The organism is Actinomycetospora termitidis (genome assembly GCF_030286555.1).
Taxonomy (GTDB): domain Bacteria; phylum Actinomycetota; class Actinomycetes; order Mycobacteriales; family Pseudonocardiaceae; genus Actinomycetospora; species Actinomycetospora termitidis.
On record NZ_JASVWF010000004.1, the window covers coordinates 338940 to 362077 of the forward strand.

Consider the following 23138-nt stretch of genomic DNA (forward strand, 5'->3'; position numbering starts at 1 on the left):
CGACGACGACGTCGGGCCGGCTTGCACCATCGGCGGGCGACCCTCGTCATCTCTGACGGAGGTCACCGCTTTCCAGAGGTGGTCTCGACCGCGCGGTACCGGGTGCCTGAGAGATTCCGGGGAGGAGTTGCTCCTTCGGCGCCTGCGTCCAGAGGCTTCTGACTGCAGGTCTCTCCCGCGTGGCGTTGACGACCAACGGCGGCGATTTTACCGCCGACTCCCCGTGCTGTCAGCCCACCGACGGCGTGAGGTCTTACCCGGCCGAGCGGGCACCGCGCGCCCGACGCGAGGCGAGCTCGTCCTCCGGGGCCTGGTCGACGACGGCGGCACCGGCCCCGGCGCGCTCCGCCGGGAAGTGCGCGATCGAGCCGGACAGCTCGCGCATCGCCCCGCCGACCGCGATCCCGAACACGCCCTGGCCGCCCTGCAGCAGGTCGACGACCTCCTCGGGCGAGGTGCACTCGTAGACCGTGACCCCGTCGGAGAAGAGCGTGATCTTGGCGAGATCCCGCACGCCGTGGCGGCGCAGCTGCTCGACCGCGGTGCGGATGTTGTTCAGCGAGACCCCGGTGTCGAGGAGGTTCTTGACCACCTTGAGCACCGCGAGGTCCTTGAAGGAGTAGAGCCGCTGCGAGCCGGAGCCGGTCGCGGTCCGGATGCTCGGCACGACGAGCTTCGTGCGGGCCCAGTAGTCGAGCTGGCGATAGGTGATGCCCACGATCTGGCAGGCCGCCGGCCCGCGGTACCCGAGGACGTCGTCGTTCGGGCCCTCACCGAAGAGCTCGTCGGGGAAGAGGGAGCCCTGCTCCCCCGCCGGACCCAGAGGCTGCAACGAGGCACCCTGCTCGGGCCGCTCTCCGGCTCCCGCCACACTTGCCTCCTCGTGGAGTCCCGACCGGTCGTCCGGCCCTGGTCAGACGACCGTACGAGGGCCGTCCACGGGGGTCAACGCGACGCGCGGCCAACTCTCTACCTTGACTTCACGGTGAGACGAACGGCGCGTCGTCGGGGACGCGCCGTCGCTCCCGCCGGAACTCGATGGTCGAGCTCCGCGGCGCTCCGTCTCCCTAGGTCCCGGCGAAGTCCTCCGGCGACACGGTGTCGAGGAACTCGCGGAACTTCTCGACCTCGTCCTCCTGCTCGTCGGGGATGACGAGCCCGGCCTCGGAGAGCACGCCCTCCTCGGCGTGGATCGGCACGCCGACGCGCAGGGCGAGCGCGACCGAGTCGCTCGGCCGGGCGGACACCCGCACGTCGCCGTCGAAGACGAGCTCGGCGTAGAAGGTGCCCTCCTGCAGGTCGGTGATCCGCACCTGCTCCAGGCGCCGGTCGAGCGCCCCGAGGACGTCCTTGAGCAGGTCGTGCGTCAGCGGGCGCGCGGGCTTGACGCCCTGCTGCTCGAGGGCGATCGCCGTCGCCTCCACCGACCCGATCCAGATCGGCAGGTAGCGGTCCCCGTCGGACTCCCGCAGGAGGAGGATCGGCTGGTTCGCGGGCAGTTCGACCCTGACGCCCACGACACGCATCTCGCTCATGCGTCTCGCCTCCTGTTCGGCCGTGGCGCGTCCGGGACGCGCCGTGGACTGGCGAAGATCGAGTGAGGCGCACCGGGCAACAGTGCACCCCGTCGACGGAGGGGAACGCTACACGCTCCGGCGCCTCCCGGGGCGGTGGCGAAGTCCCGTTCGGCGACGGCCTCCGAGCCTTCCCGACGGGTCACGAAGCCCGGCCGGTGAGCTCCCTGCGGGGCCATCACCGTCGCCCTGTCGCGGGGAATCGCCCGCGGCCGGGCGTCCTGTCGCTGGGAATCCCCACGACAAGACGCAGCCGGACGGCCGGCAACCCACGACAAGACGCGCGCCGGGCCGGGGCGGCGCCGACCGAGAGGTCAGCGCCGCAGGCCGTGGCGCAGGCCGGAGCCCACGAGCAGGGCGTGCAGCCGCCCGGAGAGGGCGGCGAGCTCGCCGGAGAGGTCGTGTGCGCGCCGGGCGGCCTCGGGGGCGCGACCACGGGCGACCGGGGTGACGAGCTGGGTGAGCAGTCCGACCTCGCGGTCCGCGCCGGCGCGCAGGCCCCGCAACAACCGGGGCTCGACGCCGAGGGCCGCGAGCGACGCCGCGGTCCGGGCGATGACCGGGGCCTCCGGCTCGTAGCGGCCGGAGACGTCGGGGCGCAGGATCCCGTGGTGCTCGAGCGAGGTCAGCAGCGCCTCGTCGACCCCGTCCTCGGCCAGGACGGTCTCCCGGGCGACCCCCTCGTCGGACATCCCGACGGCGCCCAGGGCGCGGTCCGGGTCGTCGTCGGCCGCCGGGGCCGTCGACCCGACCGCGCTGAGCGTGCGCGCGCGGGGCACGGAGCCCAGCCGCCGCGCCCCGTCGTCGGGACCCCCGCCGGGGCCGCTGGGCCCGCCGGGCCCGCCGCCGTCCACCGACGGCGCGTCCGCCGGGGTGGCGACGTCGGCCGGCGCGGAGAGCACGGGCCCGTCCGGGGTCGGCGCCGCGTCGAACTCCTCGAGCTTGGCCCGGATGACCTTGAGCGGCAGGTAGTGGTCGCGCTGGGCGGAGAGCACGAACCGCAGGCGGCGGATGTCGGCGTGCGCGAACTGGCGGTACCCGCTCGGCGTGCGCGCCGGGGAGATCAGGCCCTCGGACTCGAGGAACCGGATCTTGGAGATCGTGATCTCGGGGAAGTCCCCGCGCAGGGCGTCGAGGACCGCGCCGATCGACAGCGTGCCCCGGGTGTCGCCCTGGGGCAGCCCTGCCGCCGTCACGAGTGCTCGGCGCCCTGTCCGACCGAGCCGGCGTCCCGCGGCCCGGTGAGGAAGACGAGACGGAACTTGCCGATCTGCACCTCGTCGCCGTTGGCGAGCACGGCCGTGTCGACCGGCTCCCGGTTGACGTAGGTGCCGTTCAGGCTGCCGACGTCGACCACCACGAACTCGGCACCGTCGCGGCGGAACTCCGCGTGCCGGCGGGAGACGGTGACGTCGTCGAGGAAGATGTCGCTGTCGGGGTGCCGACCGGCGCTCGTGGTGTCGCGGTCGAGCAGGAAGCGCGACCCGGCGTTGGGTCCGCGCTTCACGACCAGCAGGGCGGACCCGGCGGGCAGCGAGTCGACGCCGGAGACGCTCCCGCCGCGGGACTCCTCGCCGGGCTCGGCGAGGAAGTCGGCCCGGAAGACCGACGTCGTCTCACCCTGACGCTCGGGGGGGACCGGACCGCCTGTGCTCACCGTGCTCCTCCGTCGATGCTCGCGTGCCGCTGGTCGTACCGGTCCTCTGCAGGGACCCTCACTCGGGTGCGTCACCCGGCCGAGCCACCCCCACGGTCCCCGGTCGGGGCCGTGAGGACGAGGCCGTGGTCACGGTACCGTGCGTCACCATCACGCCGTGGGTCGGTACCGCTTCACCGCCCACTACCGTCGTCAACGCGCCGTGACCGATTCGGTTACCCAACGTCGGGGTCCGGATCAGGACCCGTCGATGACCGCCTGGTAGGCCTCGGCGTCCAGGAGTTCGGATCGCGCCCCGGCGTCCGAGAGGCGCAACTCGAACATCCACCCGGACCCGTACGGGTCCGAGTTGACCTGCTCCGGGCTGTCCGCCAGGTCCTCGTTCACCGCCGTGATCTCCCCCGCCAGCGGGGCGTAGATCTCCGAGACCGACTTCGTCGACTCGACCTCGGCGATCGAGTCGCCGGACGAGACCGAGTCGCCGACCGTCGGCAGCTGGACGAAGACCACGTCCCCGAGCTGTTCCTGGGCGAAGTCGGTGATCCCGACCCGGACCACCTGGTCCTCGCCGGCCGAGGCGATCCACTCGTGCTCCGCCGTGTACTGCAGACCCTCCGGGACCACGTCGACTCCCTGCTCATGATCAGTTGGCTGCGGGCCGTGGCACCCTAGCGTGACGGCGTCCGGACCAGCTGGACGACGTAGAGCGTCCCGGACCAGAGGTGCAGCGCGATGCCCCACGCGGTGAACGCGTAGGCGAACGGCCGCGCCAGGTCGGCGCCCGGCCAGTCCATCTGCGCGAGCAGCAGCAGGGGGAACGCGTAGAGCAGGCACAACGTCGCCGCCTTGCCGAGGTAGAGCACCGGGAACGCCAGGTACCCCTTGCGGCGCAGCAGCGGCAGCGCAGCAGAGACCACGACGTCGCGGCCGACGATCAGGACGACCACCCACCACGGCACGATGTCGCGGATCACGAACGCGACCAGCGCCGCGAGCGTGTAGAGCCGGTCGGCCAGCGGGTCGAGGGCCTCGCCGAGCTTGGAGTACTGGTCCAGCCAGCGGGCGAGCTTGCCGTCGAGCCAGTCGGTGACCCCCGAGATCACGAGGACGACCAGGGCCCAGCCGTCGGCCTGCGGCCCGAGCAGCAGCCACAGGAACACCGGCACGCCGGCCAGGCGGATCACCGACAGCAGGTTCGGCACCGTCAGCCAGCGTTCGGCCGCGATCTCCCGGAGCGTCACGGGGGCCAGTCTGTCAGCGCGCGGTCCATCCCATGTCCATCGTCACCGGCACGCCGGTGAACGTGGCGCCCGCCGGCGTGGTGAGGAACGCGACGACGTCGGCGACCTCGCTCGGCTCGATCAGCCGCTTGACCGCGTGCGGGGTGAGGATGACCTCCTCGATGACGCGGTCCTCGCTGATGCCGTGGGCCTTGGCCTGGTCGGCGATCTGCTTCTCGACGAGCGGGGTGCGCACGTAGCCCGGGCAGACCGCCGCGGCGGTGACGCCCTGCGCGGCCCCCTCCAGCGCCAGCGTCTTCACCAGGCCCAGCACGCCGTGCTTCGCCGAGACGTAGCCCGCCTTGTACGGGCTCGCGGCCAGCGCGTGCGCCGAGGCGATCGGGACGAAGCGTCCGCCGCGCGGGGCCTCGACGAGCGACGGCCACGCGTACTTGGCCAGCAGGAACGGGCTGGTGAGCAGGATCTGGAGCAGGGCGTCCCAGCGGTCCTCGGGGAAGTCGGCGACCGGCGACACGTGCTGGAACCCCGCGTTCGGCACGACGAGGTCGATCCGCCCGAACGCCTCCAGGGCGGTGTCGACGGCGGCGCGGTTGCCCTCGCGGGTGGTCAGGTCGGCGCCCAGGGTCTCGGCGCCCTTCAGGTCGTCGGCGGCCTCCAGGTCGACCCCGAGCACCCGCCACCCGTCGGAGACCAGACGCTCGACGACCGCACGGCCGATCCCGCTGGTCGATCCGGTGACGATGGCGGCGCGGTCCTCCGCAGGTGTGCTCACCCACGCGACGGTAGGTGGCGCGATCCACCCGCGGTAGGTGACCTGCGCACGGCCGGCCGCCGATGCGGTGGCGCCCGGCACCGGCGGGACCGGTCGGCGCGCCCGGGCGGCCACCGGTCGTTCCGACAGGTGTCGGGAGGCCCTCGGTGGGCACCACGGGCCCGTGAGTGCCGTCATGACCCCACCCGTCGTCGGGAACGGACCGGCCCTGGGCCTGCCCGCCGACCCCGCCCCGCTGGTGCCCGACGTGCGGCGGCTGGCGATCCTGCGGGCCAACGGCCTGGGCGACCTCGTCGTCGCCGAGCCGGCGCTGTCCGCCGTCCGCGCGGCCTACCCGCACGCCGAGATCACCCTGCTCGGCCAGCCGCACCACGCGGCCCTGCTCGCGGGGCGCCCCTCCCCCGTCGACCGCGTGGTCACGGTGCCGGCCGTCCCCGGGGTGCGGGTCGGACCCGGCCCGGACGCGCCCGCGGAGGAGGTCGAGGCGTGGGCGGCCGACCAGCGCGGGTACGGCTTCGACCTCGCGATCCAGATGCACGGTGGCGGCGGGAACTCCAACCCGCTGCTGGCCCGCCTCGGGGCCCGCGTGACGGCGGGGACCGCGGCGCCCGGCGCGCCGCGCCTCGACCGCTGGGTGCCCTACACCCCCTACCAGCACGACACGCTGCGCTGGAACGAGCTGGCCGCCACGGTCGGGGCGCCGGCCACGCGCGTCGAGCCGCGCCTGACCGTGACGGCGGACGACCTCGCCGCGTCCCGGAGGGTCGTGCCCGAGACCGACGAGCCGCTGGTCGTCGTGCACCCGGGTGCCACGGACGCGCGGCGCTGCTACCCCGAGGACCGGCTGGGTGCGGTCGCGGCCGGGCTCGAGGGGGCGCGGGTGGTCGTGGTCGGCGGCGGCTCCGAGGGCGAGCGGGTGCGGGCGGTGGCGGCGGGCTACGCGGCCGTGCGCGGGTCCGAGCCGGAGACCTCGGTCGGCGGGCTCGACCTGCCCGGCCTCGTCGGGCTGCTCGCCCGGGCGCGGCTGATGATCGGCAACGACTCGGGCCCGCGGCACGTCGCGGGCGCGGTCGGGACGCCGACCGTCGCGGTGTTCACCTACGCCAACCTCGCGGACGTCGCCCCGCTGACCCGCGTCTGGCACCGCGTGCTGGTCTCGTGGCACGGCGGCTGCCGGGTCTGCGGCCTGCGGGTGCTCGACGGCTGGTGCGGGCACGAGGCGTCCGCGACCCACGACGTGCCGGTCGCCGACGTCCACGAGGCCGCGCAGGACCTGTGGGGGCAGAGCGGGCTCACCTGACCCGCAGGCGCACCCCGTCGTCGGGAACCAGTTCGCCGATCACCGGGTGCCCGGGGATCTCGCCGACGAGCAGCAGCCCGCCCGAGGTCTGCGCGTCCGCGAGCAGGATGCGGTCCTCCTCGGACACGCCGTCGAGGTCGGACTCCGGGGCGACCCAGTCCAGGTTGCGACGGCTCCCGCCCGGGACGTAGCCCTCGCGGATCGCCGCGCGGGCCCCGTCGAGGTACGGGACGGCCGCGGCGTCGATCACCGCGGTCACCCCGGAGGCGCGGGCCAGCTTGAAGGCGTGGCCGAGCAGTCCGAAGCCGGTGACGTCGGTGCCCGCGAGGATGCCGGCGTCGACCGCCGCGCGGGCCGCGGCCGCGTTGAGCGTCGTCATGGTCTCGACCGCGCCCGCGTGCACCTCGCCGGTCGCCTTGTGCCGGTTGTTCAGGACGCCGAGCCCGAGCGGCTTGGTGAGCGTGAGCGGCAGCCCGGCCCGCCCGGCGTCGTTGCGGATGAGCTTCGCGGGGTCGGCGGTGCCGGTGACCGCCATGCCGTACTTGGGCTCCGGGTCGTCCACCGAGTGCCCGCCGGCGACGTGGCAGCCCGCCTCGTCGGCCACGGCGAGTCCGCCGCGCAGCACCTCGGCGGCCATCTCGTAGGGCAGGATGTCGCGCGGCCAGCACAGCAGGTTCAGCGCGACGACCGGGCGGCCGCCCATGGCGTAGACGTCGGACAGCGCGTTCGCGGCGGCGATGCGTCCCCAGTCGTAGGGGTCGTCGACGACGGGGGTGAAGAAGTCCGTGGTGGCGATCAGGGCGAGGCCGTCGCGGATCGTCACCGCTGCGGCGTCGTCGCCGTCGTCCAGCCCGACGACGAGCTCGCCGACCCGTTCCGCGGTCGGCGCAGGGGCGAGCGTGCGCACGAACGACTCCAGCTCGCCCGGCGGGATCTTGCAGGCGCACCCGCCACCGTGTGCGTAGCCGGTCAACCGCTTGTCCGCCACCGCCGTCATGGGCCCAGTGTCCGCCAGATCGGCCCGTCGGGCACCACCGGAACCGCCGCCGACTAGAGCCGGTGCAGCCCCCGCAGCACGCGGGCCATGACCTCCCGGTCCGGGCCCTGGTGCCGCGACGTGCCGGCCGCGGTCGGGTGCACCGTGACCGTGCCGTCGTCGGCCATGTCGCCGATCAGTACGCGGGCGACGCCGAGGGGCACCTGCATCAGCGCGGCGATCTCGGCGACCGAGCGGGGCGCGCGGTCGCACAGGTCGCCGATCGCGACCTGCTCGGGGTCGTCGAGCGGCGGCCGGGGACGCGGCAGCGAGATCAGGGTCTCGACGAGCAGGTCGGGTCGCGCCCGCGTGCGGCCACGGGTGCGGACGTACGGCCGCACCGACACCCGCGATTCGTAGCCCTCGGCGCGGTTCTTCAGCTCGGCGAGGTGCAGCGGCGCGGTGTGCGAGTCGTCCGGGCGGGGGTCGAGCGGGTCGTAGCGCTCGCGACGGTGCGCGGCCTGGACCGGGACGACGGCGTCCTCGGCGGCGCGACGCTCCTCGTCCCGTCGGACCTGCCGCGCGCGCGAGCCGAACCGGGCACCGGTCCGTCCGATCATCGTGTCGTCCGCCACGGGGGCCTCGGCAGGAGGCGCCCCGGCCGAGGACGGACCCGGCGGGAGCGCGAGGGGGCCGGTCGCGGCGCGGCGGCGGTCCCGGCGGGCGCGGGAGTTGAACCGGGCGCCGGTGCGGCCCACGAGGGCGTCGGACGTCGGGGTCGGGGCGGACGGGACGTCGACGGCGGCGGGCGCCTCGGTCGGCGCCTCGACCTCGGGCTCGGGAGCCGGCGGGCGGGGGAACCGGGCGCCGGTCCGGCCGACCTGCGGGCGGCGGCGGAGCCGTCCTCGCCGGCCCTCGCTCTCGTCCTCGTCGGTCACGTTGTGCACCCACCCCTGCTACTCGTCGTCATCAGCCTGTGCCGTTCGGGCCGTCACGTCCCCCCGGATGTGAAGGCAGGCATGGCAGTGGGTGATCGTATGCCGTCCGTGTTTCGAGCGGGTGTCCGATTGCGACGCGAACGGAGCAATCGATGTCGCCGTTCACGACCGGAGCGCTCCCCCGATCGCCTGGGTTCGGCCGTTTCGGTGGTCCAGGGCCGACCTCGTCACCCCTTCGGCCGGAGGGGCACTAAGCTCGGGCACGGCCTTGCCTACGACCTCTCGGCAGGGCTCATCTCGGCGGAATCCGGGGGTCGTCGTCGTTCCACCCGGCTTGCCGGGACGCCGACTCCCGGGTTCCGTTGCACCCGATCGAACCGTCGCAAAACGCCCCGTCTGCACGGGCAGGGCCGAACGGGTGCGTTGCGTCGCGCACACGGCCAGAGCAGCGCGCCTTCCGCGCCGCACGCGTTGCGTGGCGCACGGGCTCGCCGCACCCGGCCGCCCCGGCCGCGAGGTCGACACCACGCAGGAACCGCCGCACCCGAACCTGCGTCACGTCGCACTCGCGCGAGCCGACCTTGTGCGCCCCGCAACGCCCATCCGCCGGTGCACCGACCCCGCCGACCGTGTGCGCCCCGCAACGCCCACCCACCGGTGCACCGACCCCGCCGACCGTGTGCGCCCCGCAACCCCGGGTCAGCCGGGGGCCACCACGCGGGCCCGCTCCCCCGCGTACGCGACGACGTCCTGGTCGACGAGCTGCCGGCCGCGCCGCATCTCCGCGCGACCGTTGACGGTCACCTCGCCGGACGCGACCACGTCCTTCGCGTCCGCGCCGTGCTCCACGAGGCCCGCGAGCTTGAGGAACTGGCCCAGCCGGATCGTCCCGGTCACGTCGACGTCCCGGATCGCGCCCCCGTCTGCCATGCCGTGATCTGATCACACGGTGACCACGGCCGTCCTGCTCCTGCTGGCCGGGGTGGCGGCGGGCCTGTCCGGGTCGATGGCCGGCCTCGCGTCGCTGTTCTCCTACCCGGCGCTGCTCGCGGTGGGCCTGCCACCCGTCGTCGCGAACCAGACCAACACGATCGCGCTCGCCGTCTCGAGCGCCGGGTCGATCGCGTCGTCGCGGCCCGAGCTGCGCGGCCAGGGCGGGCGGGTCCTGCGCCTGATCCCGCTGACGGTGCTCGGCGGCGTGATCGGCGGCGCCCTCGTCCTGGTGACGCCGTCGGAGACGTTCGCGCTGATCGTGCCGTTCCTCGTGGCGTTCGCGTCGCTGGTCCTGCTGCGCCCGCCGAAGGCCGCTCCGGCCGGGGAGGGCCGGCGGGACGGCCGGCCCGACCCGCTCACCGTCCTGGGCACGATCCTCATCGGGGTCTACTCGGGGTACTTCGGTGCCGCCGCGGGCGTCCTGATGCTCGCCCTGCTCTCGCACCTGCTCGCGGACACGCTGGTGCGGGTGAACGCGGTGAAGAACGTGCTGCTCGGGGCGTCGAACGCGGTCGCGGCGATCGGCTTCATCGTGTTCGGCACGGTCGTGTGGACCGCCGCGCTCCCGCTCATGATCGGGCTGTTCGTCGGCAACTACGCCGGACCGGCGATCGCCCGCCGCCTGCCTCCGGCGGTGCTCCGGGTCGGGATCGCGGTCGCCGGGCTGGTGCTGGCCGTCGTGCTGTTCGTCCAGGCGGTCAGCTGACCCGGGCGAACGCCTCCACGACCGCCGTCACGGCCCGCCGTCGGCCCGCCGCGTCCCGCACGGACCGGCCGGCGCCGGCGACCTGGTCGAACGCCAGCCCGTCGAGGCAGGCGACGAGGTCGACCGCGGCGTCCTGCGGGTCCGCCACGCCGAGGTCGGCGAGGGCGGCCGCCACCCCCGCGCGGACCTGCGCGCCCGCCGCCACCAGCGCCGCCTCCAGTTCCGGACGGCGGGTCGACTCCAGCGAGAGCTCGAGTCGGGCCACCAGCCGGGGCCGGTCCGGACCGACGACCCGCTCGAGGTGGGCGCAGGCGCGCTCGACGAGTCCCTCGATCCCGCCCGACGGGGCGGCCGCACCGACCCGCGTGACCACGTCCGACGCCAGACGCCGGCAGCACGCGTCCAGGAGCGCCGCCCGCGTGCGGAAGTAGTACGAGCTCGTGCCCTCCGCCAGGCCTGCCGCGGCGTCGACCGCCCGGTGGGTCAGACCCCGCGCCCCCGCCGTCGCCAGGACGTCGATCGCGGCCTCGGCGAGCAGGTCCCGTCGCTCCACCCTGCACCTCTTCCCGTCGGACCCTCTACACCCGTAGAGTACCGCTCTACTACAGACGTAGAGGAGCGTGGGGTCATGGCACGGGCGGTCGTGGTGGGAGCGGGACTCGGAGGGCTGGCGGGCGCGATCGCGCTGGCGAGGCGGGGGTGGGACGTGTCGGTGCTGGAGCGCCGGGAGCGGGCCGGGGAGGTGGGTGCCGGGATCGCACTGTGGCCGAACGGCCTGCGGGCCCTCGACGCGCTCGGTCTCGGCGACGCCGTACGGGCGGCCGGCACCGTCGAGGGCGACGGTGGGATCCGCGACCACCGTGGCCGGTGGCTGGCCCGCACCGACGCCGCGGCGCTACGCCGCCATCAGGGCGACGGGGTCGTCGTGGTGGACCGGCCGGTGCTCCACGACCTGCTGCGGGCGGCCGCACCGCCGATCGAGACCGACACCGCGGTGTGCTCCGTCGATCCCGGAGGCCCCGGGCCCGCCGTCGTCCACGACGTCCGCGGCCGCGCGCTCACCGCCGACCTCGTCGTCGCCGCCGACGGCCTGCGCAGTGGCGTCCGCGTGCCGTTCTGGCCGGAAGCGGTGCCCCGGCCCACCGGTCGCACGGCGTTCCGACTGATCGCCGACCACCGGCGCGCGGCCGGCGGTGAGACCTGGGGACGCGGCGACTACGTCGGGCTCGCCCCGCTCCCCGGGGACCGCACCTATCTCTACGCGGTCGTCCCCACCGCGGAGGTCCCGCCCCGGGACGCCCTCCCGTGGTTGCGACGCCGTCTTGCGGCCTGGCACGACCCGATCCCCGCCGTCCTCGACGCGGCCGCGTCCGTCGCGGTGCACGAGCTCGCCGACCTCCGCCCGCCGTCGTCGTGGCACCACGGGCGGGTCGCACTGCTCGGCGACGCCGCCCACGCGATGACCCCGAACCTCGGTCAGGGCGCGGGACAGGCGTTCCTCGACGCCGTCGTACTGGCGCAGGAAGCGCGCGCCGACGGCTCCGGCCTCGATCGCTACGAGCACCGTCGGGCCCGGACCGCCCGGGCCTTGGCGCGGAGGTCGCGCCGGGCCGGCCAGGTCGCCGGGCTCCGCTCCCCGGTCGCCGTCGCGGCGCGGAACGCCATGCTCCGGGCGCTGCCCGACACCGCGGCCCCGGCCGCCCTCGACCGTCTCCTCGCGGCCGAGCGCGACGGCCTCGTCGACCTCGACGTGCCGACGGGGGTCGGGCGATGAGCGTCCACGTCGTCGTCGGCGCCTCCGGCGGGATCGGCCGGGCGGTCTGCGCCGAGCTGGCCCGCCGGGGCCTCCCGGTCCGGGCGGTGTCGCGTCGCGAGCCGGACGTCCCGGGCGCGGAGAACGTCGCCGCCGACGCGACCGACGCCGCCGCGATGACCAGGATCTGCGCCGGTGCGGCCGCCGTGTACCACTGCGTCAACCCGCCCTTCGCCTCCTGGCGCACCGCCTTCCCGGAGGCGACGCGGGCCCTGCTGCGGGCAGCCGGCGCCGCCGGGGCGCGGTTCGTGTTCGCCGACGACACGTGGATGTACGGCCGGGTCGACGGCCCGATGCGGGAGGACACTCCGGTCCGTCCGGTCTCGGAGAAGGGGGTGCTGCGGGCGTGGCTGGCCGAGATGGTGCTGGCGGCGCACGCGCGGCACGAGGTCGAGGTCGTGATCGGCCGGGCCCCGGAGCTGTGGGGTCCGGGCGTGGAGTCCCTGCTGGGCGCCGGCCTGTTCGCCGCCGCGTCCCGCGGCGCGACCGCCCGCTGGCCCGGCGACCCGGACCTCCCGATGACCGCCGGCTACGCCCCCGACGTCGGCGCGGCCCTGGTCGACCTCGCGCTCGCCCCGACGAGCGCGACCGGCCGGGTCTGGCACACCCCGGTCCCGCCCGCGAGCACCGGACGGGAGTTCGTCGGGCGGATCGCAGCGACGGCGGGCCGGCCGGTGCGGCTGGGACGGATCACCCCGGCGATGGTCGCGGCGCTGCGAGTCGTCTCGCCGGTCGCCCGCGAGGGCGCCCAGCTGCTCTACCAGTTCTCCCAGCCGTTCCTCGTCGACGACGCGGCGTTCCGGTCGGCCTTCCCGACGACGGCCACGAGCTGGGAGGAGGGCATCGCCGCCACGCTGGCCTGGTACCGCGCCGAGCCGGAGCGCACCCGCCGTCGGCTCGTGCCGGTCTGAGTCACAGCCGCGCCGCGCGGACCGCCGCCTGCGTGCGCGACCGCAGGTCCAGCTTCGTCAGGACCCGGGAGACGTGGGTCTTCACCGTCGCCTCGGAGAGGTGCAGGCGTCCGCCGATCTCGGCGTTCGACAACCCCTCCCCGAGCAGCCCGAACACCTCCCGCTCCCGGCCGGTCAGGTCCGCCAGTCCCGACGGCAGGTCGGGCTCGGGAGCGCCCGCGGCGACGGCCTCGATGACCCGCCGGGTCACGCCGGGTGCGAGGGCCCCGTCGCCGGCGGCGACCCCGCGCACCGCGTCGACCAGGGCGTCCGCGTCGACGGACTTGAGCAGGAAGCCCGCGGCCCCGGCCCGGAGCGCGGCGAACACGTACTCGTCGAGGTCGAACGTCGTCAGCACCAGCACGCGGCAGACGTCGTCGCGGACGAGCTCCGCGGTGGCCGCGATGCCGTCGGTGCCCGGCATCCGGACGTCCATGAGGACGACGTCCGGGCGCAGGTCGCGGGCCCGGCGCACCGCGGTCGCCCCGTCGCCCGCCTCGCCGACCACCTCGATGTCGTCCGCGGCCCCGAGGATCATGACGAGGCCGGTGCGGACGGCGTCGTGGTCGTCCGCGACCAGTACGCGGGTCACGGCGCGACCCCGCCGAGCGGGAGCCGGGCGACGACCCGCCACCGGTCCTCGTCCCGACCGGCCTCGAGCTCGCCTCCGACCGCGGCCGCCCGCACCTTCATGCCCTCCACCCCGCTCCCGGCGCCCACGTGGGGCCCCGACGATCCCGCCGCGAGCGAGTTGATCACCTCGAGCAGCAGGACGTCCCCGCCCTCCCGGCCGACCGCCACGCGCACCGTCGCGCCGGGAGCGTGGACCGAGACGTTCGTCAGTGCCTCCTGCACGATGCGGTACGCGGTCAGGTCGACCGGACCGGGGACGCCGCCCGGCGCGAGGACCCCGTCCACCTCCACGTCCAGCCCACCCGCGCGGGCGGACTCGACCAGGGCGGGGAGGTCGGCGAGCCGCGGGGCGGTCGGCGACGGTCCCTCGGCGGCGTCGGCGCCGGTGCGGAGCACCCCGATCAGCGCCCGCATCTCGTCGAGGGCCCGCACGCTGTTCTCCCGGACCGAGCCGAGCACCCGCTCGCGCGCCGCCGGTTCCGCGGTGCGCAGCGCGGCCTGCGACTGCAGGGCGATCGCGGCGAGGTGCCCGGCCACGGAGTCGTGCAGCTCGCGGGCGATGCGGGCGCGTTCGTCGGCCACCGCCGCCCGCCGGTCCAGCGCGGCGATCCGCGCCGCCTGCTCGGCCGCCTCCCGCGACGCGAGCGCCTCCCGCGTGGGCCGCCGGACCTCCGCGGCCCACCACACCGGCAGGAGCAGCAGGCCCGCCCCGGTGAACGCGGAGGCGACCAGGAGCGCCGTCGACGTCCCGGCCAGGGCCAGCCCGGCGAGCGCGAGGGCGTACAGCGCGGGACCGGCGCGCTGCGCCCGGCGGCTGACGGCGGCCGAGCCGTGCAGGACCGCGCAGTAGAGCAGGTCCCACAGCGCCAGCGCCGACGCCGGGGAGAACCCGGCGGCGACGTCCGCGGCGGCGAGCGGGACCACGAGCACCAGCGCGAGCCCGGGGCGCCGGGTGCGCAGGAGCTGCGGCGCCGCCACCGCCACGACCAGCGCGAGCCGGACCCACGGCGCCGCCGGTGGGACGTCGACCGCGAACCGGACCGGGACGAGGGACATCGACGCGACGCCCACGGCCACCGTGAGCAGCGCGATGCCGGCGTCCCACCACCACGGGCGGGGCAGGACGTCCCGGACGGTCCGGATCATGCGGCCATCGGACCACGATCCGGACCGCGCCGGCATCGGTCGAAGGGACCACGTCGGACGCGACCTCGGGCCGACGCGCCCGGCTCCCCCGCCGACGCACGCTCGGCCCATGACGACGGACCTGCTGACCTCACCGGCCACGATCGCGATCGTCGTGGGCGAGGTCGCGTTCTGGGTGTTCCTGGTCGGCGGCCTCGCCGTCCGCTACCTGCTGCGCGCCCCACGCCTCGGGATGGGCCTGCTCGGCTGCACCGTCCTGGTCGACCTGGCCATCCTGACGACGGCCGTGGTCGACGTCCGCGCGGGCGGTGCGGCGACGTCCGCGCACGGGCTGGCCGCGCTCTACGTCGGGTTCTCGGTCGCGTTCGGGCACTCGGTCATCCGGTGGGCCGACGGGCACGCGGCGCACCGCTGGGCAGGTGCGCCGCGGCCGCAGAAGGTGCCGCGGGACGGCCGCGAGCGTGCCGCCCACGAGTGGCGCAGCTTCGCCCGCTGGCTGCTCGCGGGCGCGATCGCCGCCGCCGGGATCGGTCTGGTGATCCTGCTGGCCGGGGCGGGCGCCGAGGTCACGGCCCTGACCGACTGGTTCCCGCGGCTCGGCGTGATCACCGCGATCTGGTTCCTCACCGGACCGGTGTGGCACCTCGGCGGGCTCGCACCGACCCGCCGTCAGGAACCCGAGAGCTGACGCCGCACCTCGGTCGAGACCCGCTTGCCGTCGGCCCGCGAGCCGACCTGGGGCTGGACGACCTTCATCACCTGGCCCATCGCCTTCATCGAGTCCGCGCCGGTCTCGGTGATCGCGGCCGCGACGAGCGCGGAGAGCTCGTCGTCGGCGATCGGCTGCGGCAGGTACCCGGCGAGGACCTGCTCCTCGGCGCGCTCGCGCTCGGCCAGCTCGGAGCGGCCGGCACCGTCGAACGCCTCCGCGGACTCGCGGCGCTTCTTGGTCTCGCGCACGAGGACGTCCATGACCTCGTCGTCGGAGAGGTCGTGGTGCTCCGTCCCCGCGGTCTCGGCGTTCGCCACCGCCGTCAGCGCCATGCGCAGGGTCGCGACCCGCGTCTGGTCGCGGGCCTTCATGGCGGTGGTCAGGTCGCTGCGGAGCCTCTCCTTGAGCACCCGACCAGCTTAGGCGTCGCGGTCCACCCGGATTCGGTGGTGGGACCACCAGGACCAGGACAGTGCTGCTCCCCGGCGCGCATGCTGGGGCGCATGACCTCGGAGTTCGGGCGCACGTTGCGCCGCTGGCGCGATCGGCTGGAGCCCGCGACGGCGGGTCTGCCGGCCGGACAGCGGCGCCGGGCCGCCGGACTGCGACGAGAGGAGCTCGCCGGGATCGCCGGCATCTCGGCCGACTACCTGACCCGGCTCGAGCAGGGCCGGGCGACCTCGCCGTCGGCCCAGGTGGTGGAGGCGCTGGCGCGGGCGCTGCGCCTGTCCGACGCGGAGCGCGACCTGCTGTTCTCGCTCGCCGGGCACGCCACCCCGGGCCGCGACGTGGTCCCCGCCCGGATCACCCGCAGCGTGCAGCGGCTGCTCGACCGGCTCGAGCACACCCCGGTCGCGGTCTTCGACGCGGCGCTGACGCTGCTCGTCGCGAACGCGCCCTACGACGCGCTCATGGGCGACACGACCGCCTGGCAGGGGCTCGAGCGCAACGCGCTGTGGCGGCACTTCGTCGGCCCGGGCGGACGGGTCGTGTACACCGTCGACGGCGAGGCGGCGTTCGAGGAGATGGTCGTCGCGGCGCTGCGGATGACCGCGAGCCGCTATCCCGCCGACCGCTCCCTGCGTCACCTCGTCGAGCAGCTCGCGGCACACAGCCCGCGCTTCGTCGAGCTGTGGGACGCCGACCTCCCCGACCCGATGGGCGAGCAGTCGAAGCGCAAGACGATCGACCACCCGGCGGTCGGGCCGGTCACCCTCGACTGCGACACGCTCGTCGTGGCCACCGACGACGTGCGGATCATGGTCTACACCGCCGACCCGGGGACCGAGGACGCCGAACGCCTGGAGCTGGCGGTCGTGCTCGGCACGCAGGCCCTCGTGGAGTAGCGGCTACGTCAGGGCGCGCACCAGCGGCATCGGCATCAGCCGGAGCGCCGGGCCCAGCACCGACCACGGCCAGCGCGGCGCGTAGGCGTGCGCGGGCCGGCGCTCGATCGCGTCGACCATCGCGCGCACCCCGGTGGCCGCATCGACGCCGAACGGCATCGTCATGCCCTCGTTGAGGTCGGTGCGGATGTAGCCCGGGGCGATCTCGGTGACGACGATCCCGGTGCCGTGCACGTCCGAGCGCAGCCCCTCGGCGAACGTCGAGAGCCCGGCCTTGGCCGCCGCGTAGACGGTCTGCGCGCCGCGCAGGCCGCGGTCGGCGGCCACCGACGTGATCAGCACCAGGTGGCCGCTCCCCTGCGCCCGGAAGATCTCCATCGCCGCCTCGGCCTGGGCGATCGCGGCGACGAAGTTGGTGCGCGCGGTGCGCAGGTTCGCCTCCGGCTTCCCCGACCCGACCTTCCGCCCGTCCCCGATCCCGGCGTTGACGATCACGCGGTCCAGCCCGCCCAGCTTCCGCGCGAGCTCCGGGAAGACCCGGGCGACGGTGGCGTCGTCGGTGACGTCGAGCTCGGCCGTCAGGACCGGGGACGCCCCCGGCCGCGCGGAGAGCTCCGTCGCGAGCGTCTCCAGCCGGTCGGCCCGCCGTGCGACCAGGGCGAGCTCGTGGCCCCGGTCGGCGAACTCCCGCGCCATGCCCTCGCCGAGCCCGCTCGACGCCCCGGTGATCAGTGTCCTCACCCGGACCATCAGATCACGCCTCGTGGTGCTCCAGGACGTTCACCACCACGCCCCCGGGCGTCCGGACGAAGAACCGCCGCACGCCCCACGGCTCGGTGGTCATCGGGTGCACGATCTCGAGCCCGGCGTCGATCATCCGGCGGTAGATCGGTTCGTGCTCGGACGGCTCGACCGCCACCGAGAGGACCGGGTCCTCCGGCGCGCTCGCGTCGTGGGTGATGAGCTGGACCTGGGGGATCTGCGCGATCCCGGTCGCGCTGTGGTTGACCACCCACCCCTGGTCCATCGGGGTGTCCAGGCCGAGCAGCTCGGTCCAGAAGGCGCGGTCGGCGGTGGGGTCGGGCATCGCGACGTCGGCGATGATGCGGCGCACGGGGCTCGTCATGGGCCAGAGCCTTCCCGACGGCAGGTCGGTGCGGCTTGGACGGATCCGACTCCGTCGTCGTCGGACGACGAGCGGGCACCCTGTGCTGTCGGAGGCCCTGCCCGACGACCCTGAGGGCCTGATGATCACGGCGGCGCCGACGACGGGAGGAACTCCACCGACCCGCTCGTCCCGTCCACGCGGATCCGCTGCCCGTCCGGGATGCGCTGCGTGGCGCGCTCCACGCCGACCACGGCCGGCAGGCCGTACTCCCGGGCGACGACGGCGCCGTGGGTCATGGTCCCGCCGACCTCGGTGACCAGGCCGACGACCGCGACGAACGCCGGCGACCAGCTGGGGTCGGTGAAGGCGGTGACCAGGATGTCGCCCGACTCGAAGGCGGCGTCGGCGATGTCCAGCACCACGCGCGCCCGCCCCTCGACCACCCCCCGGGACACCGGCAGCCCGGCGAGCGCGCCGTCGGGCAGGTCGTCGCGGCGATAGGTGCCGGAGAGGGCCTCGCCGTCCGAGGTGAGCACCCGCGGCGGCGTCAGCGTGCGGTCGACGGCGAGGGCCTGCCGGCGCTCGTCGAGGAGCCCGCGGTCGACCTGCCGGGTGCGCACGACCTCGCGCAGCTCGTCGAACCGCAGCAGCGCCATGTCGTCGACCGCGTCGAGCACGCCGTCGTCCACCAGGCGTCCGGCCTCGTCGAGCAGGGCCTGCTTGTAGAGGAAGTAGCGCTGGATCATGGCGAACTTCGGGAACTCGCGGTAGCCGATGAAGGTGCGCAGCCGGTCGATCATCGCCCTGGTCTCGGCGGCCTTCCGCTCGCCGTCGGGAAGAGCACGCAATCGCTCGAGGATCTCGGCGCCCTTCCGGTCCGCCTGCTCCCGCCCCGCGTCGAACCGACGCCGGCCGTCGCCCGGTGCGGCGTGGTCGACGTGCCCGAGGACGATCGGCACGAGCGCCGCGGGCCGCTCGGCCCAGCGCGGCCGGCTGATGTCGATCTCCCCGATGCAGCGCATGCCGTAGGTGTCGAGGAACCCGTGCAGCGCCTCGTGGGCCTCGGCGCCGCCCTCGACGTCGAGCAGTCCGTCGAGGGAGTCGTCCTCGGAGAGGCCCCGCAGGAACGCGACGACCGCCGGACGGGGACGGATCACGTCGGCGACGTCCAGCAGCGCCATCCCCATCTGCGAGGTGACGTTGTCGGGGACGGACAGCGTGAGGGTGTCGGAGACGTCGCCCTCGCCCAGCCACTCCCCCACGTGCTCGTCGAGCCACAAGGCCGCGTCCATCGCCGTCATGAAGACCTGGTGGCTGCGGGGATCGAACAGGAGCCGCCGGAGCTCGACGAAGTCCTCGGCGACGAACGCGAACAGGTCCTCGCCGTGATGCGACCGGATCGCGCGGGCGGTGCCCGCGACCGACGCCTCGGCGGCGGCGATCAGCTCGGCCACGAGCGCCGGGTCCGCGTCGATCATCTCCGGGGCAGGAGGTGGGGTGCCGCGGCGGTCGTCCGACGTCGGACGGAGCTCGTCGCGAGCGAGGACCGTCTCCAGCGCGTCGCGCACCAGCGGGTCCCCGCGCCCCCACATGTCGAGCAGCGCCTGGCGTCCGGACGAGGTCAGCGCCCCGGTCACGTCGACGAACAGCCGGCTCCCGGCCTCCGCCATCGGGCGGGGTGTGGTCATCTGCCACACCGACAGCCCGAGCGGGGTCATCGCGTCGGTCATCATCTGCTGGTGCCCGGTGGAGATGTAGACGTGCAGGTCGTCGTCGTCCGTGGCCGGGACGGGGAACAGCGTCGTGATCGGCCGGCTCTGGACGACGGCGAACCCGCCGTCGGCGAGGCACCACTCGATGTCCTGCGGACACCCGAAGTGCGCCTCGATGCGCCGGCCCAGCGCGACGAGCTCGAGGACCCGGGCCTCGGTCAGCACCCCGGGCGCCGTCACGACGGCGCCCTCGACGACGCCGTCGCGCACCGTCCACCGGTCCGGGTTCGTCACGCCCGACACGAGGGCCTCGCCGAGGCCGGGGACCGCCTCGACGGCGGCGACCCGGCGGTGTGAGGTCACGGGGTCGGCGGTGAACAGGACTCCCGACGCCTCCGCGGCCACCATCTCCTGCACGACGACCGCCATCAGCACCGTGCGGTGATCGATCCCCTGCCGCAGGCGGTAGGTGACGGCGCGATCGGTGAACAACGACGCCCAGCAGCGCCGCACGTGCTCCAGCACCTCCGGGCCCGGGACGTCCAGGTAGGTGTCCTGCTGTCCGGCGAACGAGGCCGCCGGGAGATCCTCCGCGGTCGCACTGGAGCGGACCGCGTACGGGCCCCCGCCCGTGACCGCGACGACGGCCTCGGCGATCTCGCCGGGGACGGGTGCGGCGACGATCGCCTCGCGGACGGCGGCGCTCAGCTCGGCGATCGCCCGCTGATCGTCCGGCTTCGGACGGTTGAGCTGCTCGAGGCGGTCGGCCAGCGACGGCACTCCCGCGAGCACGCGGCGGAACGCCTCCGTGGTCACGCAGGACCCCGCCGGCACGGCGATCCCCGGCACCCGCGCGAGCTCCCCCAGGTTCGCCGCCTTGCCTCCGACCTCGGCCGCACGGCTCCGGTCGATCTCCCGCAGGTCCAGCACATCGGTACCCAAGGACTCCCCCTCCACGTCGAGCGGAGATGGTGGAGCACGCCCCGGGTCTTGCCGCAAGCCCCGTCAGCCGCTATAGCTTGGGGGCGGCGGCGAAGCGGACCGGCAGCGACGTCGGGCCCAGGTGGTTCCCGCCCTGCAGGCCGCTCCACGTGACGTCGCCCGTGAGCTCCAGCGCCGGGTGCTCGGCCAGCACCCGGAGCAGGATCGTCAGCTCGGTCCGCGCCAGGACGCCGCCGGGGCACTGGTGGATGCCCCAGCCGAAGCCGAGGTGTCCGCGGGCGTCCCGGTCGGGGTCGAAACGGTCGGGGTCGGGGAAGCGGTCCGGGTCCCGGTTGGCGGCGGCGAGCGAGAGCAGGACCGCGTCACCCTCCTCCAGGCGCCGCCCGGCCACGGTCACCGGGCAGGTCGCGCGGCGGGCGAAGTTCTGGGCGGGGCTGCGGTGCCGGAGCATCTCCTCGACGAATCCCGTGGCGGACGCGGGGTCCGCGCGCAGCCGCTCCTGGTGGGCCGGGTCCTGCAGCAGCAGGTGGACGAGGGTGCTCGCGGCGTTCATCGTCGTCTCGTGTCCCGCCACGGCGAAGGTGGCGAGGATGCTGACCCGCTCGTCCTCCTCGAGCGGCCGGCCGTCCACCTCGGCACTCAGGAGGTCGGCGACGACGTCGTCGGCCGGGTGCGCGCGGTGCGCGTCGAGCTCGGCCGCCATCAGCTCGTACACCTGCCGGCGCGCGCCGACGAAGTCGACGGCCCCACCGTCGGCGTCGAGCCCCGACCACATCTGCTCGGTGACCTCGCGGAACCGGGCGACGGTGTCCGGCGCGAAGCCGACGAGCTCGGAGAGCACGGCCAGGGGCAGGGGCAGCGCGATCTCGCGGACGAAGTCCCCGCCACCGCGCCCGGCGAACCCGGCGACGAGGTCGGTGATCGTGTGCTCGAGGAAGGGCCGGAGCCGCCGGACCCGTGCCGGGGACAGGGCGGGGACCATCAGCTTGCGGTAGGCCGTGTGCAGCGGCGGGTCGACGTCGATCGGGATGGCGTGCTGGGTCCCGTCGGTCGGGATGCGGTGCCCGGAGGCGGACGAGAACGTCGCCGGGTCGCGCAGGACGGCGCGGACGTCGTCGTAGCCGGTGAGCACCCAGAACCCGCCGCGCCGCGGGGAGCGCGCGACCGGTCCGGCCGCGCGCGCCGCCTCGTAGACCTCCCACACCGTCGGTTCGGTGAGCTCGGGCGCGTAGGGGTCGAGGTCGACGAGACCCGCCGAGGCTCCGGGGTCGGGCGCGGTCATGCCGTCGCCTCGCGTGGCTCGACGGACGCCGCTGGCAGCGGGTCCGGCACCTCGGCGTGCGGGCTGCGCAGGGCGAGGGTCGCGACGAGGCTGACGAGCCCGAGGCCGACGACGTAGGCGGAGATCCCGACTCCGGTGCCGGTCTGCGCGAACAGGACGGTGGCGACGATCGGGGCGAGCGCGCCGCCGGCGACGCTGCCGATCGCGTAGGCCACCGAGGACCCGCTGTAGCGGACGGGCGCGGGGAAGGCCTCGGCGATGTAGGCCCCGTACGCGCCGGTGCCGATGCCGAACCCGGCGCCGGCGACCACGCACGCGACGAGGGCACCGGCGGTGGTCCCGGTGTCGAGCAGCCAGAAGTACGGGAAGGCCCAGGCGGTCAGCCCGACGACGCCGACGAGGATCACCGGTCGCCGCCCGATGCGCTCGGCCCACACCGCGGCCAGGGGAAGGGCCCCCGCCCACACCAGGGCGGTGACGACGGTGATCGCGAGCATCGTCTGGGCCCCGACCAGCTGCCGGGCCGCGACGTAGGCCAGCGTGAAGACGAGCAGGACGTTGGCGAACCCGGAGATCAGGATGTTGAGGCCGGCGGCCGGGAGGAGCACCCGCGGGGTCCGCAGGACCTCGGCCAGCGGGGCCCGGTGCACGCCGGCGGACCGGACGCGTTCGAACTCCGGGCTCTCGTCCAGCCGCAGCCGCAGCACGAGGCCGAAGGCGACGAGGAGTGCGCTGAGCAGGAACGGGATCCGCCAGGCCCAGGCGGCGAAGGTCGCGTCGTCCACCACGAGCCGGACGGCGAGGAAGACGAGGCTCGCGAGGACGACCCCGAGGGGCAGGCCGACCTGGGGCAGCGCGCTGTAGAGGGTCCGGCGGCGCGGTGGTGCGTGCTCGAGGGCGAGCAGGGTGGCACCGCCCCACTCGCCGCCGACCCCGATGCCCTGCACGAAGCGCAGCAGCACCAGCAGGATCGGGGCCGCGGCCCCGATGACCGCGTAGGTCGGCAGCAGGCCGATGAGCAGGGTGCCCACGCCCATGATCAGCAGCGACGCCACCAGCATCCGCCGTCGGCCGAGCCGGTCGCCGAAGTGCCCCATCACGGCACCGCCCACCGGGCGGGCGACGAAGCCGATGGCGAAGGTCGAGAGCGCGGCCAGGGTGCCGGCGACCGGCGAGACGCTCGGGAAGAACTGCGGGGCGAACACCAGCGCGGCGGCGGTGCCGTAGATGAAGAAGTCGTACCACTCGATCGTCGTGCCGATCAGGCCGGCCAGGGCGACGCGGCGTGGTCGTCGGGACGTGGTCATGGGAGCTCGTCTCAGGTGGTGGAGGGGTGG

Annotated in this window: 25 protein-coding genes and 1 riboswitch; of the genes, 6 read left to right on the top strand and 19 right to left on the bottom strand. The window is 75.0% G+C overall.

What is annotated here, in order from left to right; translation table 11 throughout:
* Positions 1–83: 83 nt before the first annotated feature.
* Positions 84–188, bottom strand: a riboswitch (glycine riboswitch).
* A gap of 65 nt (positions 189–253) precedes the next feature.
* The 7 genes from QRT03_RS19845 to QRT03_RS19875 all read right to left on the bottom strand — a co-directional run bounded on the left by QRT03_RS19845 (position 254) and on the right by QRT03_RS19875 (position 5244).
* Positions 254–871 carry a MerR family transcriptional regulator gene (locus tag QRT03_RS19845; protein WP_286054751.1) on the bottom strand — a complete coding sequence of 206 codons (618 nt, stop codon included), beginning with the start codon at positions 869–871 and terminating at the stop codon, positions 254–256.
* A gap of 196 nt (positions 872–1067) precedes the next feature.
* Entirely contained in the window at positions 1068–1535 is a 468-nt protein-coding gene (locus QRT03_RS19850; protein ID WP_026204493.1) for a bifunctional nuclease family protein, read from the bottom strand.
* Positions 1536–1888: 353 nt separating this feature from the next.
* A complete protein-coding gene (locus tag QRT03_RS19855) occupies positions 1889–2770 on the bottom strand; it encodes a MerR family transcriptional regulator (RefSeq protein WP_286054752.1) in 882 nt (293 codons plus the stop codon).
* Positions 2767–3231: a glycogen accumulation regulator GarA gene (gene garA, locus QRT03_RS19860; protein ID WP_286054753.1), complete on the bottom strand. Its 465-nt coding sequence runs from the start codon at positions 3229–3231 to the stop codon at positions 2767–2769. The genes QRT03_RS19855 and garA overlap by 4 nt, the downstream gene beginning before the upstream one ends.
* Before the next feature lie 237 nt (positions 3232–3468).
* Positions 3469–3855: a glycine cleavage system protein GcvH gene (gcvH, locus tag QRT03_RS19865; RefSeq protein WP_286054754.1), complete on the bottom strand. Its 387-nt coding sequence runs from the start codon at positions 3853–3855 to the stop codon at positions 3469–3471.
* Between the two features lie 44 nt (positions 3856–3899).
* Positions 3900–4472, bottom strand: coding sequence for a cardiolipin synthase ClsA (gene clsA, locus QRT03_RS19870; RefSeq protein WP_286054755.1), 573 nt, complete (start codon positions 4470–4472; stop codon positions 3900–3902).
* A 13-nt stretch (positions 4473–4485) separates the two neighbouring features.
* Complete coding sequence (locus QRT03_RS19875; protein ID WP_286054756.1) at positions 4486–5244, bottom strand: SDR family oxidoreductase; 759 nt, start codon at positions 5242–5244, stop codon at positions 4486–4488.
* Positions 5245–5407: 163 nt separating this feature from the next.
* On the opposite strand from QRT03_RS19875, the gene QRT03_RS19880 reads away from it, so the two are divergent.
* Positions 5408–6544: a glycosyltransferase family 9 protein gene (locus QRT03_RS19880; protein ID WP_286054757.1), complete on the top strand. Its 1137-nt coding sequence runs from the start codon at positions 5408–5410 to the stop codon at positions 6542–6544.
* Here QRT03_RS19880 and selD read toward each other — a convergent pair.
* The 3 genes from selD to QRT03_RS19895 all read right to left on the bottom strand — a co-directional run bounded on the left by selD (position 6537) and on the right by QRT03_RS19895 (position 9388).
* On the bottom strand, positions 6537–7541 hold the full coding sequence (gene selD / locus QRT03_RS19885; protein ID WP_286054758.1) for a selenide, water dikinase SelD: 1005 nt from the start codon (positions 7539–7541) through the stop codon (positions 6537–6539). The genes QRT03_RS19880 and selD overlap by 8 nt on opposite strands.
* 53 nt (positions 7542–7594) lie before the next feature.
* Positions 7595–8458: a DUF742 domain-containing protein gene (locus QRT03_RS19890; RefSeq protein WP_286054759.1), complete on the bottom strand. Its 864-nt coding sequence runs from the start codon at positions 8456–8458 to the stop codon at positions 7595–7597.
* A 699-nt stretch (positions 8459–9157) separates the two neighbouring features.
* Positions 9158–9388 (bottom strand): RNA-binding S4 domain-containing protein, encoded by a 231-nt coding sequence (locus tag QRT03_RS19895; RefSeq protein WP_286054760.1) that lies wholly within the window; start codon positions 9386–9388, stop codon positions 9158–9160.
* Between the two features lie 19 nt (positions 9389–9407).
* Between QRT03_RS19895 and QRT03_RS19900 the strand changes: the two genes are divergently transcribed.
* Positions 9408–10157, top strand: a complete 750-nt coding sequence (locus QRT03_RS19900; RefSeq protein ID WP_286054761.1) for a sulfite exporter TauE/SafE family protein — start codon at positions 9408–9410, stop codon at positions 10155–10157.
* Here the strand turns inward: QRT03_RS19900 and QRT03_RS19905 are convergent.
* Complete coding sequence (locus tag QRT03_RS19905) at positions 10150–10710, bottom strand: TetR/AcrR family transcriptional regulator (RefSeq protein ID WP_286054762.1); 561 nt, start codon at positions 10708–10710, stop codon at positions 10150–10152. The two genes, QRT03_RS19900 and QRT03_RS19905, sit on opposite strands and share 8 nt — an antisense overlap.
* Positions 10711–10785: 75 nt before the next feature.
* On the opposite strand from QRT03_RS19905, the gene QRT03_RS19910 reads away from it, so the two are divergent.
* Positions 10786–11931 (top strand): FAD-dependent monooxygenase, encoded by a 1146-nt coding sequence (locus QRT03_RS19910; RefSeq protein ID WP_286054763.1) that lies wholly within the window; start codon positions 10786–10788, stop codon positions 11929–11931.
* Complete coding sequence (locus tag QRT03_RS19915; RefSeq protein ID WP_286054764.1) at positions 11928–12881, top strand: NAD-dependent epimerase/dehydratase family protein; 954 nt, start codon at positions 11928–11930, stop codon at positions 12879–12881. Before QRT03_RS19910 ends, QRT03_RS19915 begins: the two co-directional genes overlap by 4 nt.
* 1 nt (position 12882) lies before the next feature.
* Here the strand turns inward: QRT03_RS19915 and QRT03_RS19920 are convergent, their stop codons facing one another.
* Both QRT03_RS19920 and QRT03_RS19925 read right to left on the bottom strand, forming a co-directional pair.
* Positions 12883–13512, bottom strand: coding sequence for a response regulator (locus QRT03_RS19920; protein WP_286054765.1), 630 nt, complete (start codon positions 13510–13512; stop codon positions 12883–12885).
* Positions 13509–14699 carry a sensor histidine kinase gene (locus QRT03_RS19925; protein ID WP_286054766.1) on the bottom strand — a complete coding sequence of 397 codons (1191 nt, stop codon included), beginning with the start codon at positions 14697–14699 and terminating at the stop codon, positions 13509–13511. Before QRT03_RS19925 ends, QRT03_RS19920 begins: the two co-directional genes overlap by 4 nt.
* A 109-nt stretch (positions 14700–14808) precedes the next feature.
* Between QRT03_RS19925 and QRT03_RS19930 the strand changes: the two genes are divergently transcribed.
* Positions 14809–15387, top strand: a complete 579-nt coding sequence (locus tag QRT03_RS19930; RefSeq protein WP_286054767.1) for a hypothetical protein — start codon at positions 14809–14811, stop codon at positions 15385–15387.
* Here QRT03_RS19930 and QRT03_RS19935 read toward each other — a convergent pair.
* The gene (locus tag QRT03_RS19935; protein ID WP_286054768.1) at positions 15369–15821 is read right to left on the bottom strand and encodes a GatB/YqeY domain-containing protein; all 453 of its coding nucleotides are present in this window, start codon (positions 15819–15821) and stop codon (positions 15369–15371) included. The genes QRT03_RS19930 and QRT03_RS19935 overlap by 19 nt on opposite strands.
* Before the next feature lie 93 nt (positions 15822–15914).
* On the opposite strand from QRT03_RS19935, the gene QRT03_RS19940 reads away from it, so the two are divergent.
* Positions 15915–16757, top strand: coding sequence for a helix-turn-helix transcriptional regulator (locus QRT03_RS19940; RefSeq protein ID WP_286054769.1), 843 nt, complete (start codon positions 15915–15917; stop codon positions 16755–16757).
* A gap of 3 nt (positions 16758–16760) precedes the next feature.
* Here QRT03_RS19940 and QRT03_RS19945 read toward each other — a convergent pair whose 3' ends face one another.
* The 5 genes from QRT03_RS19945 to QRT03_RS19965 form a co-directional block, all read right to left on the bottom strand.
* Positions 16761–17507, bottom strand: a complete 747-nt coding sequence (locus QRT03_RS19945) for an SDR family oxidoreductase (protein WP_286054770.1) — start codon at positions 17505–17507, stop codon at positions 16761–16763.
* A gap of 4 nt (positions 17508–17511) precedes the next feature.
* Positions 17512–17883 (bottom strand): VOC family protein, encoded by a 372-nt coding sequence (locus QRT03_RS19950; protein ID WP_286054771.1) that lies wholly within the window; start codon positions 17881–17883, stop codon positions 17512–17514.
* A 125-nt stretch (positions 17884–18008) separates the two neighbouring features.
* Entirely contained in the window at positions 18009–20519 is a 2511-nt protein-coding gene (locus tag QRT03_RS19955; RefSeq protein ID WP_286054772.1) for a phosphoenolpyruvate synthase, read from the bottom strand.
* 70 nt (positions 20520–20589) lie between these two features.
* On the bottom strand, positions 20590–21801 hold the full coding sequence (locus tag QRT03_RS19960) for a cytochrome P450 (protein WP_286054773.1): 1212 nt from the start codon (positions 21799–21801) through the stop codon (positions 20590–20592).
* A complete protein-coding gene (locus tag QRT03_RS19965) occupies positions 21798–23108 on the bottom strand; it encodes an MFS transporter (protein WP_286054774.1) in 1311 nt (436 codons plus the stop codon). The genes QRT03_RS19960 and QRT03_RS19965 overlap by 4 nt, the downstream gene beginning before the upstream one ends.
* Positions 23109–23138 lie beyond the last annotated feature (30 nt).